The organism is Actinomadura barringtoniae (assembly GCF_017573505.1).
Classification (GTDB): Bacteria; Actinomycetota; Actinomycetes; order Streptosporangiales; family Streptosporangiaceae; genus Spirillospora; species Spirillospora barringtoniae.
Genome location: NZ_JAGEOJ010000003.1, coordinates 404512 through 428523, shown reverse-complemented (window position 1 = coordinate 428523; position 24012 = coordinate 404512). Strand labels below are relative to the sequence as shown.

The following is a 24012-nucleotide window of genomic DNA, read 5'->3' as shown; positions in this document are numbered from 1 at the left end:
ATCGAGACTTTCAGTACCGATCGTCGGAAGGAGACGCCGTGTCAGCTGCGGTATCGGCCCCCGAATCGCCCCGAGCCGCGTCACGCGCCACGTCGTGCGAAGCGTCAGGTGCCGGGCCTGCCCGGCGGCGCGTAGCGCTCGCCGGGGACTGGAGCCGGACGGGAATCGCCGGTGAGCTCGCCGAGCACTACGACGTCGTTCCCGTCGAGGACGCCGCGGCCGTGGACTGGCTCCTGGTGGGCCCGGCCATGACGGCCCGTTCGGCGGCCCGGGTGGCGGCCGAGCTGCGCGTGACGTCCCCGGCGCTGCGTGTCGCCCGCGTCGTTCCGGCGGGACGGTGGCACGACGCGCGGGACTGCGAGGTCCGCGTCCCCGACACCGCCGGCGCCGCCGACGTCGTCGCCGCCCTGCGCCTCGCCCAGGAGGGCATCGCGATCACCGGCGGCCCGCCCGTCGGCGGCCAGGGCCTCACCGACCGCGAGGCCGAGCTGCTCCGTGCGCTGTGCGCGGGCCTCGGCAACGAGCAGATCGCGCGCCGCATGCGGATCTCCCGGCGCACCGTCGAATTCCACCTGACCCGCATCTTCCGCAAGCTCGGGGTCGGCAGTCGCGTGGAAGCGATCATCCACGTCCAGCGGAACAGTGAATTGGGGTTTGTCCATGACTGACCAGCGGTCCTCCCTGCTCACCCGGCCGCAGCCCGGCGAACGCGCGCCGGTGCTGCTCGACGGCCACCGGCTGACCCTCACCGACACCGTCGCCGTGGCCCGCGACCTGGACCGGCCGAACGTCGGCGTCGCCGCCGAGGCCGTGGAACGGATGAACGTCACGCTGGGCATCAAGCACGACCTGATGTCGGCGGGCCTGCCGATCTACGGCGTCACCGCCGGGTTCGGTGACAGCAACACCCGGCAGGTGCATCCGAGCAAGGGCGCGGCCCTGCAGGAGAACCTGCTGAGCTTCCTGAACTGCGGAACGGGGGAGACCGCCCCCGACGACGTGACCCGCGCGACCCTGCTCGTCCGCGCCAACTGCCTGGCGCGCGGCTACTCGGCGATCCGGCCCGAGGTCGTCCGGCTGCTGCTGGACTGCCTGAACCACGACATCCTGCCGATCATCCCCGAACGCGGGTCGGTCGGTGCGAGCGGCGACCTGGTCCCGCTCAGCTACGTCGCGCGGATGCTGACGGGCGAGGGCGACGTCCGGCAGAACGGGGTGCGCCGCAGCGCCGCCGACGCGCTCGCCGCCGCGGGCCTCACGCCGGTCTCGCTGGAGGCCAAGGAGGGCCTCGCGCTGGTCAACGGCACGTCCTTCATGTCGGGCTTCGCGGTCCTCGCCGCCCACGACGCGGCCGAGCTGGCGTACGCGGCGGAGCTGTGCACGGCGATGGCGAGCCAGGTGCTGGCGGGCAACCCGGCGCACTTCGCCGACTTCCTGTTCCAGCAGAAGCCGCACGAGGGCGTGATCGCCAGCGCCCGCCACGTCCGCGAGATGCTCGGGACGTCCGGGGCCGGCGACGGGCAGGGCGCCGACCAGGAGTGGACCGGCGAGGGCTACCGGCAGCTCGCCCGCCCCATCCAGGACCGCTACTCGATCCGCTGCGCCCCGCACGTCGTCGGCGCCCTGCGCGACACCCTCATCTGGGTCGAGCAGATGCTGGAGATCGAGGTCAACTCCTCCAACGACAACCCGCTGTTCGACCCGTCCGGCGAGGTCATGAACGGCGGCAACTTCTACGGCGGGCACGTCGGCCAGACGATGGACTCGCTGAAGATCGCCCTGGCGAGCGTGGGCGACCTCCTCGACCGGCAGCTCGAGCTGATCGTGGACGAGAAGTTCAACAACGGCCTCACCCCGAACCTCATCCCGCGGTTCGAGGAGGAGAGCTGGGACGCGGGCCTGCACCACGGCTTCAAGGGCATGCAGATCAGCGCGTCGTCGCTGGTCGCCGAGGCGCTGCGCTGGACGACCCCGGCGACCTCGTTCTCGCGTTCCACCGAGGCGCACAACCAGGACAAGGTCAGCATGGGCACCATCGCCGCGCGCGACGCCCGCTCGATCGCGGCCCTCGTCCAGGAGGTCACCGCGATCCATCTCATCGCGCTCTGCCAGGCCGCCGACCTGCGCGGGCTGGAGCACCTGAGCCCGGCCACGGCCGCCGCGCACACCCTCGTACGGAAGCTGTCGCCGTTCCTGGACGGCGACCGGCCGCTCCAGGACGACATCCAGCGGGTGCGGGAGGCCGTCCGTTCCGGCGAACTGCGCCGCGCGGTCGACGCCGGTTGAACGCCGGTTGACGCCGGTTGACCCAACAAGCAGAGCCCCCGGCGATCGCCGGGGGCTCTCGCATGCACGAGGTCAGTCGTCGAGGTCCAGCCAGAGCCGCCGGCGCTGCCACGGCTGAACGGGGAGCGGCACGCGTTCGCCGCCGGTGTCCACCTGCGACCAGTCCGGGTCGTGTCCGGCCGCGTAGACGGTGCCGAGCGCGGTGAGCAGCGTTCCCCGGTCGGGCTGCCGCCGCACCAGCGACGGGACGGCCGTGCCCGCCGTACCCGCGGCCTCCAGGCCGTCATGCAGCGCCGGGATGAGCAGCGGATGCGGGCTGAGCTCGACGAACAGCGTCGGCTCGCCGTCCGCGAGCGTGGCCCGGACCGCCGAGGCGAACCGTACGGGCTGCCGGACGTTCTCCATCCAGTAGGCGCCGTCGAACTCGGGCCCCTCGACCCGCGCGTCCCGGACCGTCGAGTGAACGGGCGTGGCGACGGCGCGCGGCGCGATCCCGGCGAGGGCCGCGAGCAGGCCGTCGCGGACCGGCTCGACCTGCGGCCCGTGCGAGGCGTACCCGACGTTCACCCGGCGGGCGAACACCCCGCGTTCGCGCAGCGGCTCGATGATCGCGGCGAGCGCGTCCGGGTCGCCCGACAGCACCGTGAACCGGTCGCTGTTCAGCACCCCGGCCGCCACCAGGTCCGTGTGCTCGCCGATGGCCTCCTGCGCCGCGGCCTCGCTGAGCCCGACCGCCCACATCTCGCCCTTGCCGCCGAGTTCGCGCAGCAGCACGCCGCGCCGGCACACGACCGCCGCCGCGTCGCCGAGCGTGAGCGCCCCGGCGACGGTGGCGCCCGCGATCTCGCCCATGCTGTGCCCGATGATCAGGTCGGGCTCGACGCCCCACGCGCGCCAGACCGCGGCGAGCGCCACCTGGAACGCCCACAGCGTCGGCTGGATCTCGTCCACCGCGGTGAGCGGTGCGTCGTCGTACAGCCGCCGCAGCGGCGACCAGCCGAGCTCCGCCTCGACGGCGTCCGCGCACTCGCGCATGGCCCGCTCGAACACCGGGTTGAACGCGGCCAGCTCCCGGCCCATCCCGACCCACTGGGCGCCCTGGCCGGGGAACACGAACACCAGCCGTACGGGACCACCGTCCGCGTCCATCTGGCCGGCGACCCGGGGAACGCCTCGGGTCGCCACCTCTGTCTCGGTCATCGCCTGCTCCTGTTCGTCGCCGTCTGGACAAACCGTGGGCATGGGCCACGGCCGGGCCGCGCTGAGCGCCCCGGCCGTGGTTCCTGCTGCTGGGTCAGCGAGTCGTGGCGCCCGACATCCACGTCGTCAGGCGCTCCCGGGCGACCTGGTCGGACTCCTGCGACACCGCGCGCGGCGGCGCCTTGAACAGCCACGCCGACACCCACTCGTCCACGGCGGTGTCGCCGCGGTCCATCGCGAGCTTGGCGATGCGGGCCGCGTCGATGACGACGCCCGCCGAGTTCGGCGAGTCCGGCACGGTGAGCTGCATGTCCATTTCGATGGGCGCGCCGCCGAAGCCCTTGCCCTCGCAGCGGATGAACGCCTTCTTGGTGTCGCCGAGGAACTGCACGTAGTCGGACGGGCCGATGTGCACGTCCTCGTCGTTCAGCTTCCCGGAGTAGGCGTCGGTGACGGCGGAGGTCTTGGACTCGCGCTTGGACGACAGGCGGTCCTGCTCCAGCATGTTGTAGAAGTCCATGTTGCCGCCGACGTTCAGCTGGTACGTCCGCTCCAGGCCGATGCCCCGGTCGGAGAACGCCCGCACCAGCACCCGGTGCAGATAGGTCGCGCCGAGCTGCGACTTGATGTCGTCGCCGATCAGCGGCAGGCCCGCGGCGCGGAACTTCTCCCGCCACTCGTCGCGGCGCGCGATGAACACCGGGATGTTGTTCACGAACGCGGTCCCGGCCTCGAGCGCGACGCCCGCCCACCATTCGGTCGCCTCCTGCGACCCGACCGGCAGGTAGTTGAGCAGGACGTCGACCTTCGCCGCCTTGATCTGCTCGATGGTCTTGAGGCGTTCGTCGGCCGCCGGTCCCGCCTCGTGATCGTCGACGACCGTGACGCGTTCCTGGTACTTGACGCCGGCGCCGTCCAGCCGTGGGGCGCGCAGCACCCGCACGTCCTGGCCGATCGGGAGCAGGTCGGCCTGGGGAATGCCCACGTCGAGGTTCTGCCCGGCGGCACGTGCGGTCCACAGGTCCTTTCCGACCTTCTCGACGTCGACGTCCCAGGCGGCGACGGGCTCAAGGGCCCCGGCGCCGTAGGGACCGACCTTCGGGAACATCAGTCCGGCGGACAGGTCGGTGACGGAGCGGTAGTGCGCCGTGCCCTCGAGGAGGGCGCGGGCGCAGTTGCCCACTCCGATGATGCCGACCCGAACGAGAGGAGTCTCCATGTGTCAGCTTCCTATGCTGGTTTCCAAAATGTGGCAGACCCGATCGACCTCGTCGTCGGTCCAGGTCATCGGCGGAGTCGCCTCGGTTCCCAAGCACAGGGTGCTCGCCGCGACGGCCTCCGCCACCGGGGTCCCGACCGGGTGGCCGGAACCGTTGAACGCGGGATGCCGGTTCAGCGGCACCCCGCCCCAGCGGTGGGTCGGAACGCCGGCGGCGGCCAGCGCCCGTTCCATCTCCGCGGTCCGTACGGCCGCCCGGTCGGGTGGGCCGAAACGCACCTTGTGCCAGGCCGTGCCGCCCGGCTCCGGCGTCCGCTGCCGCCAGAGCCCGAGCCGGTCCATGGCCGCGTGCAGCCGCGCGGTGACCTCGCGGGTCCTGGCCGTCCAGCGGTCCAGTCCGTCCAGCCGGTGCGCGACCATCGCCATGGACAGCTCGGAGGGCCGCCAGTTGTGGCCGCCAGGCCATTGAACGGCGCCGTTCGACCGGCTCTCACCGGCCGGGACGCCGTAGTCACGCAGTTCGCGGAGGCGTTCCGCGATGCCCGCGTCGTCGGTCGTGACCGCGCCGCCGTCGGGCGCGGCGACCATCTTCGCCGAGGAGAACGACCACGCGTGCGTGCCGGTCGCGCCGACGTGCGCGCCGCCGAGCAGGCTGCCCAGCGACTGGCAGGCGTCGGTGAGGACCGGCCTGCCCGCCGCCCGCACCCGATCGAGACCGTGCGGCACGCCGTGCAGATCCACGGCGATGACGATCTCCGCCGCTGCCGTCGGGTCCGCGATCGTGAGCGTGTCCGGGTCGACGTCGGCGAAGAGCAGCTCCGCGCCGATGTGCGCGGCGCCGGTCACCGTGCCCGCGAACGTGAACGCGGGGGCCGCGACGAGGGTGCCCCGGCCGCAGCCCATCGCGTGCAGCGCCGCGTGGAGCGCGGAGGTGCAGCTGTTGAACGCCACGGTGTGCGGGGCGCCGGTGAGCTTGCTCATCCGCCGTTCGACCTCGGCCGTCCAGGGACCGTCGGTCCACACGCGCGAGCGGGCCACGTCGGTGAGCAGCCCGAGCTCACGCGCGTCGGGTTCGGGCGGCCAGCGCCGGGACGACAGGTCCATCGTTCACCGGCCGCCGCGCGAGGTGACTCCGGCGAGGGGGGCGGTCACTTGGCCGCACCGGCCTTGGCCGCCGCGACCCCGGCGATGAACTCGGTGAGCTCGCCGAGGGTCGGGTGGTCCCAGGTCAGGGTGGGCTCGACCACCAGACCCAGCTCGTCCTCGATGTCGTCGCAGAGGGTCAGCGCGGCCATCGAGTCCAGGCCCTGCTCTTCGAAGGTCGCCGTCGCGTCGATCGCGGACGGTTCCTTGCCGAGGTGAGCGGCGATCCGCTCGGTCAGCCACGTGCGCAGTTCCGTCGGGGAACCGGTCAGGGATCCTGACATCCGTGCCTCCTTGCCGGGTTCTGAGTCCGAGTACTGGTACTGGTGCTGGTACTTGCGTGATCAGCGAATTCAGTCTGTTCGCGCGGTCTGCGGCGCGGCACCCCAGAGCTGCCGCCCTTGTGCACTGCCTGGATGGGCATACCTGCGCCGGCGGTCGCGGCCGCTCAGGTAGGTCAGCGCCACGGCGACGACCAGCACGCCGGCGGCGTTCACCGCGCAGATCGCCGTGTAGAGCGGCGTCGGCCCGGTCGCGGCGTGGTTGACGTACGACCCGGCCCCGATGGAGCCGCCGACGTACACGACCGTCGCGGTCACCGAGACGAGGCCGCCGCCGACCTGCTGCAACGCCATGAGCGAGGTCAGCACGAGGCCGAGCACCAGGTAGCTCGGCCCGACGATCTCGAAGTAGTGCGCGGTCTGCGCGGCGATCCGTGGGTTGCCGGTCGTCAGATGGCCGATCGGGACGCGCAGCAGCCACAGGATCGGGACGAGGACGGCGTAGGCCGTCAGCGTCACCCGCAGCGCGGCGGCCAGCACGGGTGCGAGCTGGCTGCCCGGGTTCGCGCCGAGCCGCTGGTTCATGACGATCGCGGAGGCCGAGCCGAGCACCACCCCGGGCATGATGATCAGGCTCTGCATGGTGGAGGCCGTCGCGAACCCCGAGACGACGTCCGGCCCGTACGGCTTCAGCATCGTCACGAACGCGAAGCTCATGCCGAACATCGCGGTGTTGGTGAGGCTCACCGGCACGCCCGTGCGCAGCAGCGCCGTCAGCGTCCCGGGCCGCCAGCCGTACCCCTTGAGCAGGCCCGCGCGCCGCACCATGACCATGCCGAACGCGCCGGTGATGATCCCGTTGAGGGCCGTGCCGACCGGCATCGCGACCGTGCCGAGGTCCGTTCCGAAGCCCAGTGAGCCGAGCGCGACGACCTCCACGACGTTGCCGACGAGCATGATCACCGCTGCGGATCTGGCGCGGCCCGCGCCGCGCAGGGTGGACGCGCACAGCACCGGCCACGCCAGCGTCAGGTTGGCGAGCGACATCAGCCGCAGGAACGTGATGAACGCGCCGCGGCTGTCGCCCTTGGCGCCCATGAGGTCGGCGAGGCCGGGCGCGGACAGGCTCACCGCCGCCGCGAGCAGCAGCCCGGCGACCACCCACGCCGCCGCCATGCTCATCATCGCGGCGCCCATGGCGCGTTCGCCGGCGCCGGTACGCCGCGCGGTGATCGACTGGTTGGTGATGTCGAACGCGAGCTGCACCGCGAAGAACAGCGAGGCGAGCGGCATGTAGAGGGACCGGACGTGGAGGGCCTGGTCGCCCATCCAGCCCATCATCCCGACGATCACGACCGGGATCACGACGGCGAAGAGCTGGGCCACCGACATCGGGACGGCCAGCGCGACGATCCGCTGCCGCGTGGTCGCACCCGCCTCCCGGGCGGCGGCCGCGTTCGGCGGGTTGTGCCGGGGTTCTTCCATGGTCGGAGGCTCGTGCGCCCGGTGGTAGGCGGGCCAGTCTCACCCGGCCGGAGCTTCCCCCTGCATGCCCGCCCTGCCCGTTCGGTCATGCCCGAACGGGCAGGCCCAGGTCAGCCGGTGCGGCGAACGGGCGGCGGTTGTCGGAACCGTCTGTAAGGCTGGTAACGGTGACGATGCCGGGGCGGCGCCGTCGTCACGCCCAGGAGGTTACGTTGACCAGGAGAGAAGCCGTGGAAACGACCGGCCGTCCCGAATCCCCCGACCGCGAGGCGCTGACCGGAGTGCAACGCGAAATCCTCGCCCTGCTGTGTTCGGGCATGACCGATGCCGCGGTGGCGAGGACCCTCGGGATCTCCACGCGGACCGTGAAGCGGCACGTTCGGCAGGCGATGGAGCACCTCGGCGCGCGCAGCCGCCTTGAGCTGGGCATCCGCCTCGGCAGGCACGGCCTCCTCTAGGCCGCTCCCTCTTACCTGTGCCGCGCCCCATTCGGGCCTGCCCGTCCGGGCAGGCCCGAAAGTCTTTTCACCAGGTCTGGAGATCTCGCATGGACATCGATACCGAGCCCTTGACGCGGGCGGCCGAACGCGCGGCGGTCCGCGCGGGCCGCCTGCTGCTGGAGGAGTTCGCGCAGGGCACCGCCGCGCGGTCGAAGCCGGGCGCGCACGAGCACGACGTGGTCACCGCCGCCGATCTCGCCGCCGAGGATCTCATCGCGGCGGAGCTGACCGCCGCGGCGCCCGGCTCGACCGTCATCGGCGAGGAGCGCGGCGGCGGCGAGGGCGGCGAGGGCGGCGAGGAACGCGGCGGGGACGGTGGTCATGCCGGCGAGGTGTGCTGGTACGTCGATCCGATCGACGGCACGCACAACTTCTCGCGCGGCATTCCGCTGTGGTGCGTCTCGATCGGGCTGACCATCCGGGGAGCCCCGGCCGGCGGCTGCGTGTACGAACCGGTCAGGGACCGGTTGTACGCCGCCCGCACCGGAGGGGTACTGCGCTGTAACGGGGAGGTCGTGCCCGCGTCGCCGCCCCGCCCTGTCCCGATGGTGCTGACCGATGTGCCCCGGCCGGGTGGCGTACCTCACCCTGCCGAGCTGGCGCTCTTGGCCGACCTCATGGTGGCGGCGGACGTACGCCGCATCGGGTCGGCCGCGCTCGCGCTCGCCTACGTCGCCGCCGGCCACGCCGACATGGCCGTGACCCCCGACGCGTTCGCATGGGACATGGCGGCCGGGCGGGTCCTCGTCACCGCAGGTGGGGGCGCTTTCGCGGCCCTGCCGGACCCGCCCTCGACGGTCCGGCCCGGCGCGTTCGCGGCGTGGCGGCCCGGCCTGGACGAGCTCGGCAGGGTGACCGTCAGGGCCTTGAAAGGGTGGCCGAACGGTTAGGCCGATCTGTCGTCAATGTCGCTTCGTTCGGCAATGTCGGGAAGAGGACATGTCCCTAGCGGTTCGGCGCGCCGTCGGGTTTGGATGGTCCGACCGTCGACACCCATCCGGTGCCGGGAGACGGACCACGCGCTCGTCCAGCCGGACGGACGGGCGCCCAGCTCGGCCCCATCCGTGCCAGGAGGTCGTGAACGACATGCCCGAAGACGCTATGACCCAAAGCGTAAGCGTCGTGATCTACATGAAGAACGTCGTGGTCGGACGCGGCCTGGAGGCCATCCTCCGGATGCTTCCCCACGTCCGGAACATCAGGCACTGCACCTCGCGTGCCGAGGCCGAACGCGCCGTCGCCGACGGCAGCGCCGACGTGCTGGTCGTGACCAGCGCCGAGAACGCGGCGGCCACCGAGATCACCGCGTCCCGGCCGGGTACGCGGGTGCTCCTGCTCATGGAGGAGTTCGAGACCTCCGGTACCGGCTTCACCGGCGTGATGACCGCCGACGGGTTCGTGATCCAGCAGAACCTGACGGCGCCCGACCTGGGCGAGACGCTCGAACGGATGATGGCGGGCGAGATGCCGATGCCCGCCCAGGTCGGACGGGAACTGCTCGCCCGCGCGGGCTCGCCCGTGCCGAGCGCCCCGACCCGTTCGGCGATGCTGACCCCGCGCGAGCACGAGACGCTCGCGCTGCTCGCCGAGGGGTTCAGCAACAAGCAGATCGCCCGCCGCCTGTCCATCTCCGACCACGGCGCCAAGCGCCTGGTCACCAGCGTCATGCTCAAGCTCGGCGCGCCCAACCGCACCGCGGCCGTCGTGATCGCCATCAAGCAGGGCCTGATCGCCGCCGCCTGACCAGTCCGTTCAGCCCGACCTGCCCGACTCGCATGACCTGCCCGACTCGCATGACCCGCTCCACCCGCATGACCCGCCAGTTCGTCTGAACGGCCTGATCCTCTGACCAGGTCGACCCGCCTGACCAGGCTGACAGCCCCCAACAGCCTGACCAGCCTCCCGCCCCTTCTCACGTTCGCTCCTTCTCTCGTCCGCCGATCCACGCCAGGCACCGGCGTGATCCCCCGCCGGCGGACGAGGCCCGTTTCTCCGATGGGCGCGCCATCTGGACATGCACATCCCTCCGGCCGCTCGCGCGTCCATCGGAGACTGACGGCGCACCGCACCTCCCCGTGACCATGACATGAGTCCCGGGAGACGGAACGTCCGCCCGGACGACCCGTTCCCGTCTCCGAGTTCCCGGGAGGCCCTCATGTCCGCCGCCGCACGCATCACCAGCATCGCCTTCGCCTCGCCACCACAGGTCAAGATGGAGGAGTTCGCCGAGTTCTTCGCGGACGGGCCCGGTGGCGCGCACGTCACGGAGGTCGTGCGCAACTCGGCCATCGACGCCAAGGGCATGGCCGTCAACCCGTTCGTGCAGGACCCCAGGCCCTGGGGGACCGCCCGCCGGATGGAAGTGAGCCTCGCCGAGGCCCGCGTCCTCGGCCGCGAGACCATCGCGGGCGCGTTGCAGCGCGCCGGCCTGCGCCCCGCCGACATCGGCATGCTGGCGACCGCCACCACCACGACGCACTCCGCGCCCGGGCTGGACTCGCTCGTCGACGAGACGGGCATGGTGCCCGGCACCGAGTTCCAGTCGCTCGGCCCGATGGGCTGTTACGCCGCGCTGCCCGCCCTGTCGGTCGTCCGCGACTGGGTCGCGCTGCACGGCCGCCCGGCGGTGCTGCTCTGCGTGGACCTGTTCTCGCCGCACCTGCAGCCCGGGCCGTACGACAAGGAACAGGCGGTGGTGCTGACGCTGTTCGGCGACGGCGCCGCCGCGGTCGTCATCCGCCCGGGGGAGGAGGGCGTCCGCGGCCTGGACGTCGTGGACCGGGAGATGCTCTACGTCCCCGAGTTCGCCGACGACCTCCAGGTGCACGTCGGCGACCACGGCATGAAGATCCGCCTCGCCCCGACCATGCCCGACGTGACCGCGTCCGCGGTCGCGGGCCCGGTCGACCGGCTGCTCGGCCGGCACGGCCTCGGCCGCGACGACATGCGCTGGTGGGCGCTGCACCCGGGCGGCCGCCGCATCATCGACCGCGTCGCGGAGGAGCTGGAGCTGCCGGACGACTCGGTCGCGGCCTCGCGCGGCGTCATGCGCGAGTACGGCAACACCGCCGCACCGGCCGTCCTCGCCGTGCTCGGCCGCCTCCAGGACGCACGCCCGCTCGGCCCCGGCGAGTACGCCGCGGCCCTGGCGTTCGGGCCGGGCGCCACCATCTGGGCCGTCCTGCTGCGCGGCGCCTGACCGGCTCTTCAACGACCAGAAGGACCGTTCACCGAAGGAGAGAACCATGCTCGAAGTCATCGGTGCCGGATTCGGCCGCACCGGCACGCTGTCGCTGAAGGCCGCGCTGGAACGGCTCGGGTTCGGCCCCTGCCACCACATGCTCGGCCTGTTCGACCGGCCCGAGGAGATCTCGCTCTGGCAGGACGCCGCGCTCGGCAAGCCCGTGGACTGGGACGCCATGTACGAGGGCTACCGGTCGTCGGTGGACTGGCCGGGCGCGCGCTTCTGGCGCGAGCTCGCCGACCACTATCCCGAGGCGAAGTTCATCCTCACCGTTCGCGACCCAGAGCGCTGGTACGACAGCGCGCACAGCACCATCCACCGCGCCGCGATCGACGACTCGCCCGCCTCGCCCGTCCTCACCGAGATGCGCGCGATGTCGCGCGACGTGGTGTGGGACGGCGTCTTCGACGGGCGCTTCCCCGACCGGGCGCATGCGCTGCGCGTCTTCGACGAGCACATCGCGGCGGTCCGGGACCACTTCTCCGAGGACCGGCTGCTGGTCTTCGAGGTCACCGAGGGGTGGGAGCCGCTCTGCTCGTTCCTCGGCGTCCCGGTGCCCGCCGAGCCGTTCCCCCGCAGCAACGACCAGGGGGACTTCGACGCCCGGCTGCGCGAGCACGCCACCGGCGAGGCCCCGAGCCCGGCTGCCTGATGGGCGCGGCGAGCGCGGGCGGCGGGTGGTTCCGGCGGTTCCATCCGGCCGCCGAGGGCGCGCCCCGGTTGCTGTGCTTCCCGCACGCGGGCGGCGCGGCGAACGCCTACCAGCCGCTGTCGGAACTGCTCAGCCCGCACGTCGACGTCGTCGCCGTTCAGTATCCCGGCAGGCAGGACCGCCGCGCCGAGCCCGTTCACACCGATCTGGTCGAGCTGAGCGCACGGATCGCGAACGCGCTGGCGACGGCACCGGACGTGGCGGCGCCGGCGGCGTTCTTCGGGCACAGCATGGGCGCGATCGTGGCGTTCGAGGTGGCGCGGAGGCTGACCGTGCCGCCGCCCGTGCTGTTCGCGGCGGGCCGCCGCGCGCCGTCGGCCTCCAAGCAGGAACGCGACCATCCGATGAGCGACGACCACATCCTGTCCGACCTGCGGCTGCTCGGCGGCACCGAGGCCAGGCTCCTGAGCAGCCGGTCGTTCCTCCGGATGATCCTGCCGGTGCTGCGCGGCGACTACGAGGCGATCGACACCTACTCGTACGCGCCGGGCCCGCCGCTGGACGGCCGCGTCGTGGTCCTCGCCGGGGACGACGACCCGCTCACCCCGGTCGAGGACGCGCTCGCCTGGCGCGCGCACGCGACCGGCGACGGCGGCTCGCACATCTTCGCCGGCGGCCACTTCTTCCTTGACGACTACCGGAGCCAGGTCGCCGAGATCGTTCTCGGCGGGCTGGCCCGCACACCCTCCGGGACACCCTGATGCCGACCCAACTCGACGTACTGGAAGCCGAGGCCGTCCACATCATCCGGGAGGTGGCGGCCGAGTTCGAACGCCCGGTGCTGCTGTTCTCGGGCGGCAAGGACAGCATCGTGCTGCTGCGCCTGGCGGAGAAGGCGTTCCGGCCCGCGCCGGTCCCGTTCCCGGTGATGCACGTGGACACCGGCCACAACTTCCCCGAGGTGATCGAGTACCGCGACCGCTGCGTCGCGCGGGTCGGGGTCCAGTTGGTCGTCGCCTCCGTTCAGGACTCGATCGACGCGGGCCGTGTCGTGGAGCCGACCGGCCGCCGCGCGTCCCGCAACCGGCTGCAGACGACGACGCTGCTGGACGCGATCGAGGAGCACCGCTTCGACGCGGCGTTCGGCGGGGCGCGGCGGGACGAGGAGAAGGCCCGCGCGAAGGAACGCGTGGTGTCCTTCCGCGACGAGTTCGGCCAGTGGGACCCCAAGAACCAGCGTCCCGAGCTGTGGAATCTGTACAACACCCGCGTCCGGCAGGGCGAGCACGTCCGCGTGTTCCCGCTGTCGGACTGGACCGAGCTGGACATCTGGGACTACGCCCGGCGCGAGGGGCTGGAGCTCCCGTCGATCTACTTCGCGCACACCCGGATGGTGTTCGAGCGCGACGGGATGCTGCTGGCCGACATCGAGTACGCCAACCGGGCCGAGGACGAGCCCGCCTTCGAGGCGATGGTCCGCTACCGCACGGTCGGGGACGCGTCCTGCACGGGCGCGGTGAAGTCCAACGCCACCGGCCTGGAAGACGTGATCGAGGAGATCGCGGCCACCCGGATCACCGAACGCGGGCAGACGCGCGCCGACGACCGGACCGGCGAGGCCGCGATGGAGGACCGCAAGAAGGAGGGCTACTTCTGATGGACATCCTGCGGTTCGCCACGGCCGGATCGGTGGACGACGGCAAGTCCACGCTGATCGGCCGGCTGCTGTTCGACTCCAAGTCGATCTTCGAGGACCAGCTGGAGGCGGTGGAGCGTGCGAGCGCCGACCGGGGCGAGGAGCTCACCAACCTCGCGCTGCTGACCGATGGCCTGCGGGCCGAACGGGAGCAGGGCATCACGATCGACGTCGCCTACCGCTATTTCGCGACGCCCCGGCGCAAGTTCATCATCGCCGACACCCCAGGGCACATGCAGTACACGCGGAACATGGTGACCGGCGCGTCCACGGCGGACCTGGCGGTCGTTCTGGTGGACGCGCGCAAGGGGATTCTGGAGCAGTCCCGGCGGCACGCTCTGATCGCCACGTTGCTGCGCGTTCCGCATCTCGTCGTCGCCGTCAACAAGATGGACCTCGTCGATTACGACAAGGGCGTCTTCGACAAGGCCGTCGAGGAGTTCACCGCGTTCGCCTCGAAGCTGGAGATCGGGGATCTGACGTTCATCCCGCTGTCGGCGCTGTACGGCGACAACGTGGTGGAGCGCAGCATGAACATGCCCTGGTACGAGGGGCCGTCTCTCCTTCATCACCTGGAGCATGTGCACATCGCCTCCGATCGCAACCTGATCGACGTGCGGTTTCCCGTGCAGTACGTCATCCGCCCGCACGCCTCGACCGACCTCGAGCTGCACGACTACCGGGGCTACGCGGGCCAGGTCGCGGGCGGCGTGCTGAAGCCGGGTGACGAGGTCGTTCACCTGCCGTCCGGGCTGACCACGACGATCACGCACATCGACGGTCTGGCCGGGCCGCTGGACGAGGCGTACGCGCCGATGTCGGTCACGCTGCGGCTGGCCGACGAGCTCGACATCTCGCGCGGCGACATGATCGCCCGGCCCAACAACCGGCCCGAGACCGCCCAGGACCTGGACGCGATGGTCTGCTGGATGACGCCCGACCTCCGGCTGGCGCCGCGGATGAAGCTGATCATCAAGCACACGACGCGGACCGCGCGGGCGATGGTCAAGGACCTCAACTACCGGCTCGACGTCAACACGCTGCACCGCGACGAGCGGGCCACCGCGCTCGGCCTGAACGAGATCGGCCGCATCAGCCTGCGCGTCACCCAGCCGCTGTTCGTCGACGACTACGGCCGCAACCGCCTCACCGGCGGCTTCATCCTCATCGACGAGGCCACCAACAACACCGTCGGCGCAGGAATGCTCACCGGACACGGCTGAGCGTCACTGCGATCTCCACCGTTCTCTTCCCGCCTTCACTTCCCGCCTTCACTTCCCGCCTTCTCTTCCACCGTTCTCGAATTTCCCCAGAGGTCAGGTGATTCCGCATGAGCGAAACGCTGAACGAACGGACCGGTGAACTCGCGCTGCACGGAGGCGTCCCGGCGCGCACCACTCCGTGGCCCGCGTGGCCGGCGCTCGACGACGAGACCGAGCGCATCGTGCTCGGCGCGCTGCGGAGCGGCCGCTGGGCGATCAGCGAGATGCACACCGGCGAGGAGCTGTACGAGCGGCGCTTCGCCCGCGCGTTCGCCGACTACCACGGCGTGGGGCACTGCATCCCGACGACCAGCGGCACGAGCGCGCTGACGATCGCGTTCGAGGGCCTCGGCCTCAGCCGCGGCGCGGAGGTGCTCGTCCCCGGGCTCACCTGGGTGGCCTGCGCCTCGGCCGTCGCGGGCGCCGGGCTCGTGCCGATCCTGGTGGACGTGGACCCCGGCACGCTCTGCATGTCGCCGGAGGCGGCCGCAGCCGCGGTGACCCCGCGGACCGAGGCGATCCTCCTCGTTCACTACGCGGCCAACACCGCCGACCTGGACGCGTTCATGGAGCTGTCGCGGCGGCACGGCCTCGCCCTCATCGAGGACTGCGCGCAGGCGCACGGCGCCGAGTACCGCGGCCGGCCGGTCGGGACGTACGGCGCGGTCGGCACGTACAGCATGCAGGAGTCGAAGGTGCTGACCTGCGGCGAGGGCGGCGCGGCCGTCACCGCCGACCCGGCGCTCGCCGGGCTGATGGAGCAGTACCGCGCCGACGGCCGCGTCTACACCGACGACCCCGCGATCGGCGACCCCAACCTGCGCGACCTCGGGCACGTCCAGGGCCGCAACCTGTGCCTGTCGGAGATCCAGGCCGCGGTGCTGCTCGGCCGCCTCCGGCAGCTGGACGCCGAGAACGAGCGCCGCCGCTGGACCGCCGCGCGGCTGGACACCTTTCTCGGCGAGATCGACGCGTTCTCGCCCATCCCGCTCCAGGACGGCTGCACCAAGCGGACGTACTACCGCTACTGCATCCGGGTGGACGACCGCGTCAGCCCCGAAGAGGTCGAGACGATGCGCACGGAGCTGTGCGCCGAGCTCGCGGTGACGTGCGAGCCGCTGCACGATCCGCTGAACGACTGCACGCTCTACAACCCGTTCGGATCGCCGCAGAAGTACGACCCCGAACTGCTCGGGCGGCTGGACCCCCGCAAGTTCGACCTGCCGGCGTCGCTCGCGGCCCGCGAACAGCACCTCACCCTGCCGCACTTCCTGCTGCTCGGCGGGCAGCGCGACGTCGAGGTCATCAGCGACGCGCTGCGCAAGATCGCCGCCGCCCACCTGCTCTAGCCGCTCTGACGCTCTGACGCTTTGAGGCTCTGACGCTCTGCCCCTGAGGCTCCACGAACGGAAGGCGAACACGATGGGACGACGGCTCACCGTCGACGTTGTCGGCTGCGGCGAGATCGCGCAGCTCATGCACCTGCCGCACCTGCTCGAACTCTCCGACGCGTGCGAGGTCCGCGCGATCTGCGAACGCGACCCGCACGTCCTGAAGACGGTCGCGGACCGGTTCGGGATCGAGGGAGCGTTCACCGACCACCGGGAGATGCTGGCGCAGAGCCCCGCGGACGTCCTGGTCGTGCTGACCTCGGGCGACCACGTGACCCTCATCAACGACGCGATCGACGCCGGCATGGACGTCTTCGTGGAGAAGCCGCTGTGCTACTCCACCGAGGACGCGTGGGCCATCGCGCGGCGGGCGGAGGAGGCCGGGCGGACCGTCATGGTCGGCTACAGCCGCCTGTTCGACACCGCCTTCGACGACCTGAAGGCCGCGCTCGGCCGGGAGCAGGGGCCGATCTACCTGCGCGCCGAGGCCTCGCTGCCGTGGGACTACTACTACCGCGCGCACCACGACATCGTCCGGCCGCTCGACTGGGCGCCCCCGGCGACGGTCGTGGAGGACCGCGCGCCCAGCTGGGGCGGGTCCTGGGAGTTCTTCCGCGAGGAGCTCCTGTTCAACCTGGCGATCCACGAGGTCTACTGCCTGCGCGTGCTCACCGGCATCGACCGGCCCGAGATCCGTACCGTGTCGGACGTCCTGGACCGGCGCGGCATCGAGGCGACGTGGTCCGGCGGCGGCGCGGGCGGCCTCGACGGTGAAGGCGTGCACGCGAGCATGAGCGTGCTGACGCTCGACACCGTCGCGGGCGGGTACGTCGAGGAGTTCAGGGCCGTGACGGGAGCGTCGACCTACCTTCTGGAGTACCCGTCGATCTACCTCAAGAGCTGGCCCGCGAAGCTGTCCCGGTCGACCGTGCAGGACGGGACGCTGGTGAGCTCGTCGACGCTCGGCTCGTTCGTCGACCCGTTCAAGGCCGAGCTGGAACACTTCTTCGCCGTGCTGACCGAGGGCGTGCCCTGCGTCAGCACCGCCGCCGACGCCGCGCTCGACGTCGAGACGCTGAACCGGCTGTACGAGGCGGCACGAGCCCATGGGAAGACCATCGCCGGATGATCAAGATCAGCGCGGCCATCATGCACCATCCGCGCCGGGCCGACCGGATCCCCGCGCTGGTCCGGGCGTGCGCGCCGCTGGAGCCGAAGGTCGTCAGCGACCCCGACCCCGGCGGCCGGCCGAGCCCGCTCCGTACGGCCAAACGGGCCTGGGCGGCGATCGAGCCGGGCGCGACGCACCACCTCGTTCTGCAGGACGACGTGAAGCCCGCGCCCGGCTTCGCCGAGCAGCTGAACGCGGCGGTCGGGCTGCGGCCCGAGCACGGCGTCTCGCTGTTCTGCCTCTGGCACACGCCGCACAACTCCTACCTGGTGCGGCGCGCGGCGGTCGCGGGCGCCGCCTACGCGCCGCTGTCGCCGTACGAGTGGACGCCCACGCAGGGATTCGTGCTGCCCGTCGCGGAGGCACGGGCCCTCGCCGAGTACCTGGCGGGGATCCCGGACGAGGTCCAGGACGACGACGAGATGATCGTCATCTTCTGCCGGGAGCGCGGCATCCCCGTGGTGGCGACCGTCCCGCACCTGCTGGACTCCGGGCACGACCAGTCGCTGGTCGAGGGACACCACGACGGTCTCCGCGCCGCCGTCTACGCCCCGGACCTGGCTTGGTCCGGTTCTCCGGATGCTGATGTTGAGTTGCCGCCGGGGTCGTACGGGGTGGAGCTGCACGGCTCGATCTGCTCGATCCGGCGCGTCCACGGAGATCCGGTCGAGCACAAGTTCCCTTGGTATTGGTATGACGCCTGCCCTTTGACAGGGCTCGATCCCGACGCCGTTCTGGATGCGGGTGCGCCGCATCTGGCGGGGTTGCCTGCCGGGCTGGTCGCGGTGATGTCCGAGGTCTGGGCGGCCGGTTACCTGCTCGGCGCCGACGTCGCCGGTCTCGCCCCGGACGCCACGGGCGACGGCCCGCTGGTCCACGCGGCCCTCAGCTCGTGGATCGACCAGGGGCTCGCCGCCGAGGACCGGGCGGCGTCCGGCGACTGCGTTTCACTCGCGACGGCCGCGCTGAAGCAGGGCATACGGGATCGGAGGTCCGTTCATGCGTCCTGAGACCACGGCCGTGGTGGCCCGGATGGCGCGCCGCGAGGCCGCCGCCGGGCTGCTCACCGCGCCCCGCGTGGAGTTCGGCGAACGCGGCACGACCGTCCTCGTCCAGTTCGTTCCGTGTCCGGAGTGCGGCCCGCGCGGCCCGTTGGGTCCGGGCGGGCAGCGGCGGGCGTGGTCCCCGCCGTTCCGCGATGACCCCGCCGAGCCCGGGCCTGTCCTGCACATGCTGGCCTGCGAGGCGGTGACGGCGCGGGCGGTGCTGCTGATCGTCCTCACGGCGGAACGTACGCCGGCGCTCGCGAACGCCGAGTTCACGACCCGCGCGGTGACCTGGCTGGAAGTCGCACACCTCGGCCTGGACAAGGCGCTGGAGGCGATGGACACGGCCGAGACCTGGGCCACCGGCGGCCGTACGCTGCCCGCCTCGACCCGGCGGCACCACCCCGGTGCGGCATGGGAGACGTACCGGCGGGACCTGGTGCCCTCGTTCCTGTCCCCGCACGCGGACGTGCCCGCGGAGCTTGAGCTGTATTACGAGCAGGAACGCCGCGCGGCCGTGCTGAAGGCCGAAGATCTGAAGCCGAAGATCTGAATGTGTGAAGGAGCGGCGGCCGGGACCCGGCCGCCGCTCCTTTCCTTTGATCAGGTGCCCGCCGCGGCGTTCGCGTCGAGGGGGAGCCGGTCGAGGCCGCCGGCGTCGTCGGCGACGAGCGCCACCAGCGTCCGTTCGACCGCGAACAGCAGCTCCCGCAGCTCGGACGCCGGCACGTGCGCCGTGTCGGTCAGCAGGCTCAGCCGTACGGCCGCCGGATCGTTGATCACGTCGTGGACCTCGAAGAAGAAGGCGACGCTCGCGCGCTCGAGGCGTTCCTCCCACGCGAACACCGTCTCCTCCGTGCCCGTCGCGGGCGCCGCACCGCCGGGAGCACCGCGCCCGCCGCGCGTCGCCGACCACATGTCGTTGAAGTAGACGTCCAGCTCCGCGCCCGCCCCGGCGACGATCGCCGCCGCCAGGTCCGGGTCGTACCGGCCGTGCCGCATCGCCCGCAGCGCCGACACCCGGGCGGCGCGCACGAGGTCCTCGAACCGGTCGGCCACCAGGTCGACGGACGCGACGACCTCCTGGCTGAGCGACCCCACCGCGTTCCGCAGCTCGGGCCGCCCCCGGTTGCCGACGACCATCCGCACCAGGCAGCGCTGCGCCCCCGTACGCCGGCCGACCAGCGCCGCCATCGCCCCCAGCAGGACGTGCGAGGTGCTCACGCCGTACCGGGCGGCCAGGGTCTCGACCGCCCTCGGCACCGCCCGCGAGACGATGCCGCCCTGCCAGTAGCGCGTGCTCTCCGGCGCGTGCTCGGGGCCCGTGAACCCCGCGGGCGGCGCGTCATCGAGAACGGCGCGCCAGTGGTCGAGGGCCCGCCGCAGCGTCCGCCGGCCCGTCGTGGACCGTTCGAGCTCGGCCACCTCGGCGGGCTGCAGGCCGGGCGGGCCGGGCGGCGGCATGCCGTCCAGCCCGTGCAGCAGTTCGTCGAACAGGACCCGGCTGCCGAGCATGTCCACCGTCAGATGCGGCGTCCCGAACATCAGCAGCCGGGCGTCCGGCCCCGCCGTCCCGATGCGCACCTGGAACGGCAGGTCGGCGGCCAGGTCGTACGGCGTGCTCTGGAAGTCGGCGGCCCAGCGGCCCACGAGCGCCTCGGGATCGTCGCCGAGATCGTGCACCTCGATCGGCAGCACGCCCGTTCCGGCGACATGCTGGACGAGCCGCCCGTCGTCGCTCGGACGGAACCGCGTGCGCAACGTGTCGTGCCGTTCGACCAGCGCGCGGAGCACGTCCATCACGCGTTCCGGCGAGTGCCCGGGAGGGAGGTAGCCGCCGCCGACCACGTTGCCGTGCGCCGGGTCTCCCTCCCGCTGTATCTCGCGCCACATGTCGAGCTGCCCCCACGTACAGGGGAACGTGCCCGACCGTGAGCCGGCGAACGGGACCTCGTGAACGCTCACCGTTCCGTAGGCGTGACGGGCGTCACGGGGGAGGTCCCCAGAACGTGGCCACCGGCGTCGAGCGCCTCCACCTGGACCACCGCCGCCCCGTCCGGGCGCGCGATCGAGGTGTCCAGGCCGTTCCAGTCGACGGTCTCGACGGGACGCAGGTCACTCTGGTCTGAGCCCGCGAGGAGACGCCACTGGGCGACGCCGGTCGCGCCGTTCCAGACGGCGTGCACCTGGCCGCCCTCGACGACCGCCTCGGGCGGGGTGCCAGGCCGCCCGTCCCACTCGAACCGGTACGCCCGGTAGGTGGTCCAGCCCTTCCCGGCCGGGGTCTTCGCATCGAACAACAGCTCACCGTCGGAAGCGAATTCCGAGATCCGTCCGGCTCGGCCCCACCCGACGACGACGTTCCCGTTCGGCAGCTCCTGCGCGTTGCCCTCGGCGATCGACGACAGGTGCTCGGGGTGCGTGATCGTCTTCACGTGCGTCGCCACGCCGGTCTTCTCGTCGGCGTGGATCCACGTGATCCGCGACTCGTAGCCGATGAAGTAGTCGTTCGCCCCGTTGTCGAAGATCCGGTAGACGCCGTCGCCGACCGGCTGCCCGTCGTGCTGCCAGTTGCAGCGGACCCCGACGTCCAGCACGAACGTGCTGTACCCGCTGCCGAGCTTCCAGAGGATCTCTCCGCTGTCCCGGTCGACCTTGTACAGCGCCGAGTTGCTCCGCGCCGTGATGATCAGGTGGCCGTCGGTATCGATGCCGAGCGCGTTCACGTGCAGGTGGTCGTACGGGTCGTCGCCCGCGATGATCGCGGGCATGTCGCTCTCCTCCAGCGGCACCCGCTCCAGCCCGCTCCAGTGCAGCAGCACCTCGCCCGTCGCGATGTCGATCTCCTCGACCACGCTGTCGATCGCGACGGCGTCGGCGGCCCCGCCGATGGGGGACAGGTCGTGCTGCTTGAGCTGGTAGCTGACCAGCACCGCGGTGCCGCGGTCGGTCAGCACCAGGTCGTGCAGGTCGACCGGCTCGCCGCCGCCCGCCTCGATGGTCGCGATGACGTTGTAGTTGCGGTCGGCGATGTAGGCCTTGCCGATCCCGACGCCGGTGCTGGTCGCCGTGCCCTGCCACCACGTCAGTACGGGCTGGCCCTGGTACTCCTGCACCCGGATGTTGGTGGCGTACTGGCCCTCGGGAACGGGCCGGAACCACACCAGCCGCCCCCGGTCGTCCACGATCTGCGGCCCGTGCGGCACCTCGGGCTCGAAGATGGACTGCGGCGTAAGGAACAGGTACCCGGGCGCGACGCCGTCCCGCGCCAGGGTCACCTTGATCTTCGGAATGTCCGCGTAGGCCGGCAGTGCCGTGGTCTCCGGACCGTCCTGCACGGTGCCCGTCGCGGCCCCCGAGCCTGCCTGAGCGGTTCCCGGACCTGCCTGAGCGGTTCCCGGACCTGCCTGAGGGGTCTCCACTGTGCCTGTCACGTGTTCTCCTGTTCGAGCGGGTACGGAACCCTCATCATCAGGAGCCCGGCGCGGGCCTCATAAGCCCCCGATCACCGCCCGAACGCCCCTGCCCGGATGGTCACCGCTTCCGGACGATCGTGGCCCCGTCACCCGTCGCGACGATGACCGACTCGACCCGCTCGTCCCGCGCGACGGCGTCGTTCAGCTCCCGCAACGCCACCACGTCGGCCGTCTGGCACTCCGGATCGACCACGTGCCCGCCGCGCAGCGCGTCCCCGAGCAGGATCACGCCGCCAGGCCGCAGCCGGGCGAGAACCTCCTCGTAATACCGAAGGTGGTTGACCTTGTCGGCCCCGATGTACCCGAGGTCCAGCACAGGCTCTTTCGGCAGGCTCTGGAGCGTCTCCAGCGCCGGCGCCACCCGAAGATCGATCCGGTCGGCCACCCCCGCCTTGGCGAAGTGCTTCTGCGCCACAGCGGCCCAATCGGCGTTGATCTCGCACGCCACCAGCAGCCCGTCCGCCGGCAGCCCCCGCGCGATGCACACCGACGTGTACCCCGTGAAAACCCCCACCCCGACGACCCGCCGCGCCCCGATCATGCGGACGAGCATCGTCAGAAGGGCGGCCTCGTAGTGCGAGGTGTCCATGTTGGGCGCGCTGGCCCGGGTCTCGGCCGCGAGCTCGGCGAGCACTTCATCGGGCTCCGCGCAGTGCGCCAGCAGATAGTCCCGGATGTCGGGATGCGTGATGTTCATGGCCGGACGCTAACTCCGCCGTCTTTCCCGCCCCAGCCACGTTCAGGCGCACGTTCGGGCGCCCCGCCCAAACGTCCGCCCACAAGACCATTCCCCTCCCGGCCCCGGTCTCGCACCATCGTTCAAGCCGCCGACGGGAGGACCGGCATGACGAACCCCGAACCGCCCTTCGCCGTCAACCCTCGCGAAGTGCCGTTCCACCTGCTCAAGATGCTCCGCGCGCACGCCACCAAGAGAAACCCGCCACCCCCCGCCTGGCGCCGCCGCCAGATCAACACCTGGCAGCGCTTCGAAGCAGACCGCCTGGAAACCCCCACCGAACCCCTCATCTACGGCCTGACCACGGTCTGGAACGAGGACGACGTCATCTACGCGACCGTCCGCAACCTGTTCCTCCAGGGCGTGGACGAGGTCTTCGTCGTAGACGACGAGTCCGACGACGACACCGTCACCGAAGCCAAAATCGCAGGGGCGACCCTCATCCAGGACGCCAGCGAGGGCACGTTCGAAGAACAGCGCCGCACCCGCCGCATCACCGAGTTCATGAACGACCAAACGGCAACGGCCGGCCGCCCGGTCTGGTGGATCGTCGTGGACGCGGACGAGTTCCCCCGAGGCCCGGACGGCACCACCATCCGCGACCTCGTCAGCACCCTCCCACCCTCGGTGGACACCATCGGCAGCCGCGTCCTGGAGCACTACCCGAGCCGCACCTCAGCCCCCCTGCCCCGCCACCACCCGCTGGACGAACTCCGCATGGCCCGCCCCCACACCATCGCGTTCTGCCCCGAGGCCCACTGGAAGCACCAGATGGTCCTCCTGCGAAACCCCGGCGACCTGGCCTTCACCCCCGGCCGCCACACAATCCAGGCGTCCCCCGCCCGCCCCATCGTCGAAAGCTCCGCGTCCCTGCTCATGCACCACTTCCCCCTCCGTGACAGGGAGCGCACAGAGCAGAAGTTCCGCCAGGCAGCCGAGAGCCGCTACACCGGCACCACAGACGCCTTCATTAAGAAGCGCCTACGAAAACGCCTCCGCATGCTCGAACTGGCGTACACAGAGCAATACCACCTGCTCCCGAACATGTACCCCGGCGAACGCAAGCAAGGCACCACCCTCAAGGACTGGCAGTCCCTGGTCCCCGCCTCCGAGCGCACCCCCACCCACACCCCCGGCCAACCCCTCTAACCCCAGAGCGCGCCACCACGGGAAAGCACAAGGTCTCCGGCTATTGAGCCACTTGGAACTGTGGCGGACACGACC

General features: G+C 71.6%; 23 protein-coding genes. 15 read left to right on the top strand and 8 right to left on the bottom strand.

Features of this window, described 5'->3' with window-relative positions; all coding sequences use genetic code 11:
- The first annotated feature begins 38 nt into the window (after nt 1-38).
- Both J4573_RS08935 and J4573_RS08930 read left to right on the top strand, forming a co-directional pair.
- Nucleotides 39-668: a helix-turn-helix transcriptional regulator gene (locus tag J4573_RS08935; protein WP_208254803.1), complete on the top strand. Its 630-nt coding sequence runs from the start codon at nt 39-41 to the stop codon at nt 666-668.
- A complete protein-coding gene (locus tag J4573_RS08930) occupies nt 661-2286 on the top strand; it encodes an HAL/PAL/TAL family ammonia-lyase (RefSeq protein WP_208254802.1) in 1626 nt (541 codons plus the stop codon). Before J4573_RS08935 ends, J4573_RS08930 begins: the two co-directional genes overlap by 8 nt.
- A 72-nt stretch (nt 2287-2358) precedes the next feature.
- Here J4573_RS08930 and J4573_RS08925 read toward each other — a convergent pair whose 3' ends face one another.
- From J4573_RS08925 to J4573_RS08905, 5 genes are all read right to left on the bottom strand, one after another.
- Nucleotides 2359-3486: an acyltransferase domain-containing protein gene (locus tag J4573_RS08925; protein ID WP_208254801.1), complete on the bottom strand. Its 1128-nt coding sequence runs from the start codon at nt 3484-3486 to the stop codon at nt 2359-2361.
- A gap of 94 nt (nt 3487-3580) precedes the next feature.
- Nucleotides 3581-4705, bottom strand: coding sequence for an inositol-3-phosphate synthase (locus tag J4573_RS08920; RefSeq protein WP_208254800.1), 1125 nt, complete (start codon nt 4703-4705; stop codon nt 3581-3583).
- 3 nt (nt 4706-4708) lie between these two features.
- A complete protein-coding gene (locus tag J4573_RS08915; protein ID WP_208254799.1) occupies nt 4709-5809 on the bottom strand; it encodes a DegT/DnrJ/EryC1/StrS family aminotransferase in 1101 nt (366 codons plus the stop codon).
- Nucleotides 5810-5853: 44 nt separating this feature from the next.
- Nucleotides 5854-6132 (bottom strand): acyl carrier protein, encoded by a 279-nt coding sequence (locus J4573_RS08910; protein WP_208254798.1) that lies wholly within the window; start codon nt 6130-6132, stop codon nt 5854-5856.
- 69 nt (nt 6133-6201) lie between these two features.
- Nucleotides 6202-7614 carry an MATE family efflux transporter gene (locus J4573_RS08905; RefSeq protein WP_208254797.1) on the bottom strand — a complete coding sequence of 471 codons (1413 nt, stop codon included), beginning with the start codon at nt 7612-7614 and terminating at the stop codon, nt 6202-6204.
- A 212-nt stretch (nt 7615-7826) separates the two neighbouring features.
- Here J4573_RS08905 and J4573_RS08900 point away from each other — a divergent pair, with 212 nt between their 5' ends.
- The 12 genes from J4573_RS08900 to J4573_RS08845 all read left to right on the top strand — a co-directional run bounded on the left by J4573_RS08900 (nt 7827) and on the right by J4573_RS08845 (nt 19129).
- Nucleotides 7827-8072, top strand: coding sequence for a response regulator transcription factor (locus tag J4573_RS08900; RefSeq protein ID WP_208254796.1), 246 nt, complete (start codon nt 7827-7829; stop codon nt 8070-8072).
- An 89-nt stretch (nt 8073-8161) separates the two neighbouring features.
- Nucleotides 8162-9004 (top strand): inositol monophosphatase family protein, encoded by an 843-nt coding sequence (locus J4573_RS08895; protein ID WP_208254795.1) that lies wholly within the window; start codon nt 8162-8164, stop codon nt 9002-9004.
- A 241-nt stretch (nt 9005-9245) separates the two neighbouring features.
- Entirely contained in the window at nt 9246-9857 is a 612-nt protein-coding gene (locus J4573_RS08890; RefSeq protein ID WP_243772755.1) for a helix-turn-helix transcriptional regulator, read from the top strand.
- A gap of 412 nt (nt 9858-10269) precedes the next feature.
- Nucleotides 10270-11313, top strand: a complete 1044-nt coding sequence (locus J4573_RS08885; RefSeq protein WP_208254793.1) for a type III polyketide synthase — start codon at nt 10270-10272, stop codon at nt 11311-11313.
- Nucleotides 11314-11359: 46 nt separating this feature from the next.
- Entirely contained in the window at nt 11360-12010 is a 651-nt protein-coding gene (locus J4573_RS08880; protein ID WP_208254792.1) for a sulfotransferase family protein, read from the top strand.
- Entirely contained in the window at nt 12010-12771 is a 762-nt protein-coding gene (locus J4573_RS08875) for a thioesterase II family protein (protein WP_208254791.1), read from the top strand. The genes J4573_RS08880 and J4573_RS08875 overlap by 1 nt, the downstream gene beginning before the upstream one ends.
- Complete coding sequence (cysD, locus tag J4573_RS08870; protein ID WP_208254790.1) at nt 12771-13667, top strand: sulfate adenylyltransferase subunit CysD; 897 nt, start codon at nt 12771-12773, stop codon at nt 13665-13667. Before J4573_RS08875 ends, cysD begins: the two co-directional genes overlap by 1 nt.
- Nucleotides 13667-14929, top strand: coding sequence for a sulfate adenylyltransferase subunit 1 (locus tag J4573_RS08865; RefSeq protein ID WP_208254789.1), 1263 nt, complete (start codon nt 13667-13669; stop codon nt 14927-14929). Before cysD ends, J4573_RS08865 begins: the two co-directional genes overlap by 1 nt.
- A 107-nt stretch (nt 14930-15036) precedes the next feature.
- Nucleotides 15037-16317 carry a DegT/DnrJ/EryC1/StrS family aminotransferase gene (locus tag J4573_RS08860; protein ID WP_208254788.1) on the top strand — a complete coding sequence of 427 codons (1281 nt, stop codon included), beginning with the start codon at nt 15037-15039 and terminating at the stop codon, nt 16315-16317.
- Between the two features lie 73 nt (nt 16318-16390).
- Nucleotides 16391-17488 carry a Gfo/Idh/MocA family protein gene (locus J4573_RS08855; RefSeq protein WP_208254787.1) on the top strand — a complete coding sequence of 366 codons (1098 nt, stop codon included), beginning with the start codon at nt 16391-16393 and terminating at the stop codon, nt 17486-17488.
- Entirely contained in the window at nt 17485-18540 is a 1056-nt protein-coding gene (locus tag J4573_RS08850; protein WP_208254786.1) for a hypothetical protein, read from the top strand. The genes J4573_RS08855 and J4573_RS08850 overlap by 4 nt, the downstream gene beginning before the upstream one ends.
- On the top strand, nt 18530-19129 hold the full coding sequence (locus J4573_RS08845; protein WP_208254785.1) for a hypothetical protein: 600 nt from the start codon (nt 18530-18532) through the stop codon (nt 19127-19129). Before J4573_RS08850 ends, J4573_RS08845 begins: the two co-directional genes overlap by 11 nt.
- 50 nt (nt 19130-19179) lie before the next feature.
- On the opposite strand, the gene J4573_RS08840 is transcribed toward J4573_RS08845, so the two are convergent.
- The 3 genes from J4573_RS08840 to J4573_RS08830 form a co-directional block, all read right to left on the bottom strand.
- Nucleotides 19180-20541, bottom strand: coding sequence for a condensation domain-containing protein (locus J4573_RS08840; RefSeq protein WP_208254784.1), 1362 nt, complete (start codon nt 20539-20541; stop codon nt 19180-19182).
- Complete coding sequence (locus J4573_RS08835) at nt 20538-22010, bottom strand: arylsulfotransferase family protein (RefSeq protein WP_208254783.1); 1473 nt, start codon at nt 22008-22010, stop codon at nt 20538-20540. Before J4573_RS08835 ends, J4573_RS08840 begins: the two co-directional genes overlap by 4 nt.
- A gap of 100 nt (nt 22011-22110) precedes the next feature.
- Nucleotides 22111-22749 carry an O-methyltransferase gene (locus J4573_RS08830; RefSeq protein WP_208254782.1) on the bottom strand — a complete coding sequence of 213 codons (639 nt, stop codon included), beginning with the start codon at nt 22747-22749 and terminating at the stop codon, nt 22111-22113.
- Nucleotides 22750-22896: 147 nt separating this feature from the next.
- Between J4573_RS08830 and J4573_RS08825 the strand changes: the two genes are divergently transcribed.
- Nucleotides 22897-23937 (top strand): glycosyltransferase family 2 protein, encoded by a 1041-nt coding sequence (locus tag J4573_RS08825; protein WP_208254781.1) that lies wholly within the window; start codon nt 22897-22899, stop codon nt 23935-23937.
- Nucleotides 23938-24012 lie beyond the last annotated feature (75 nt).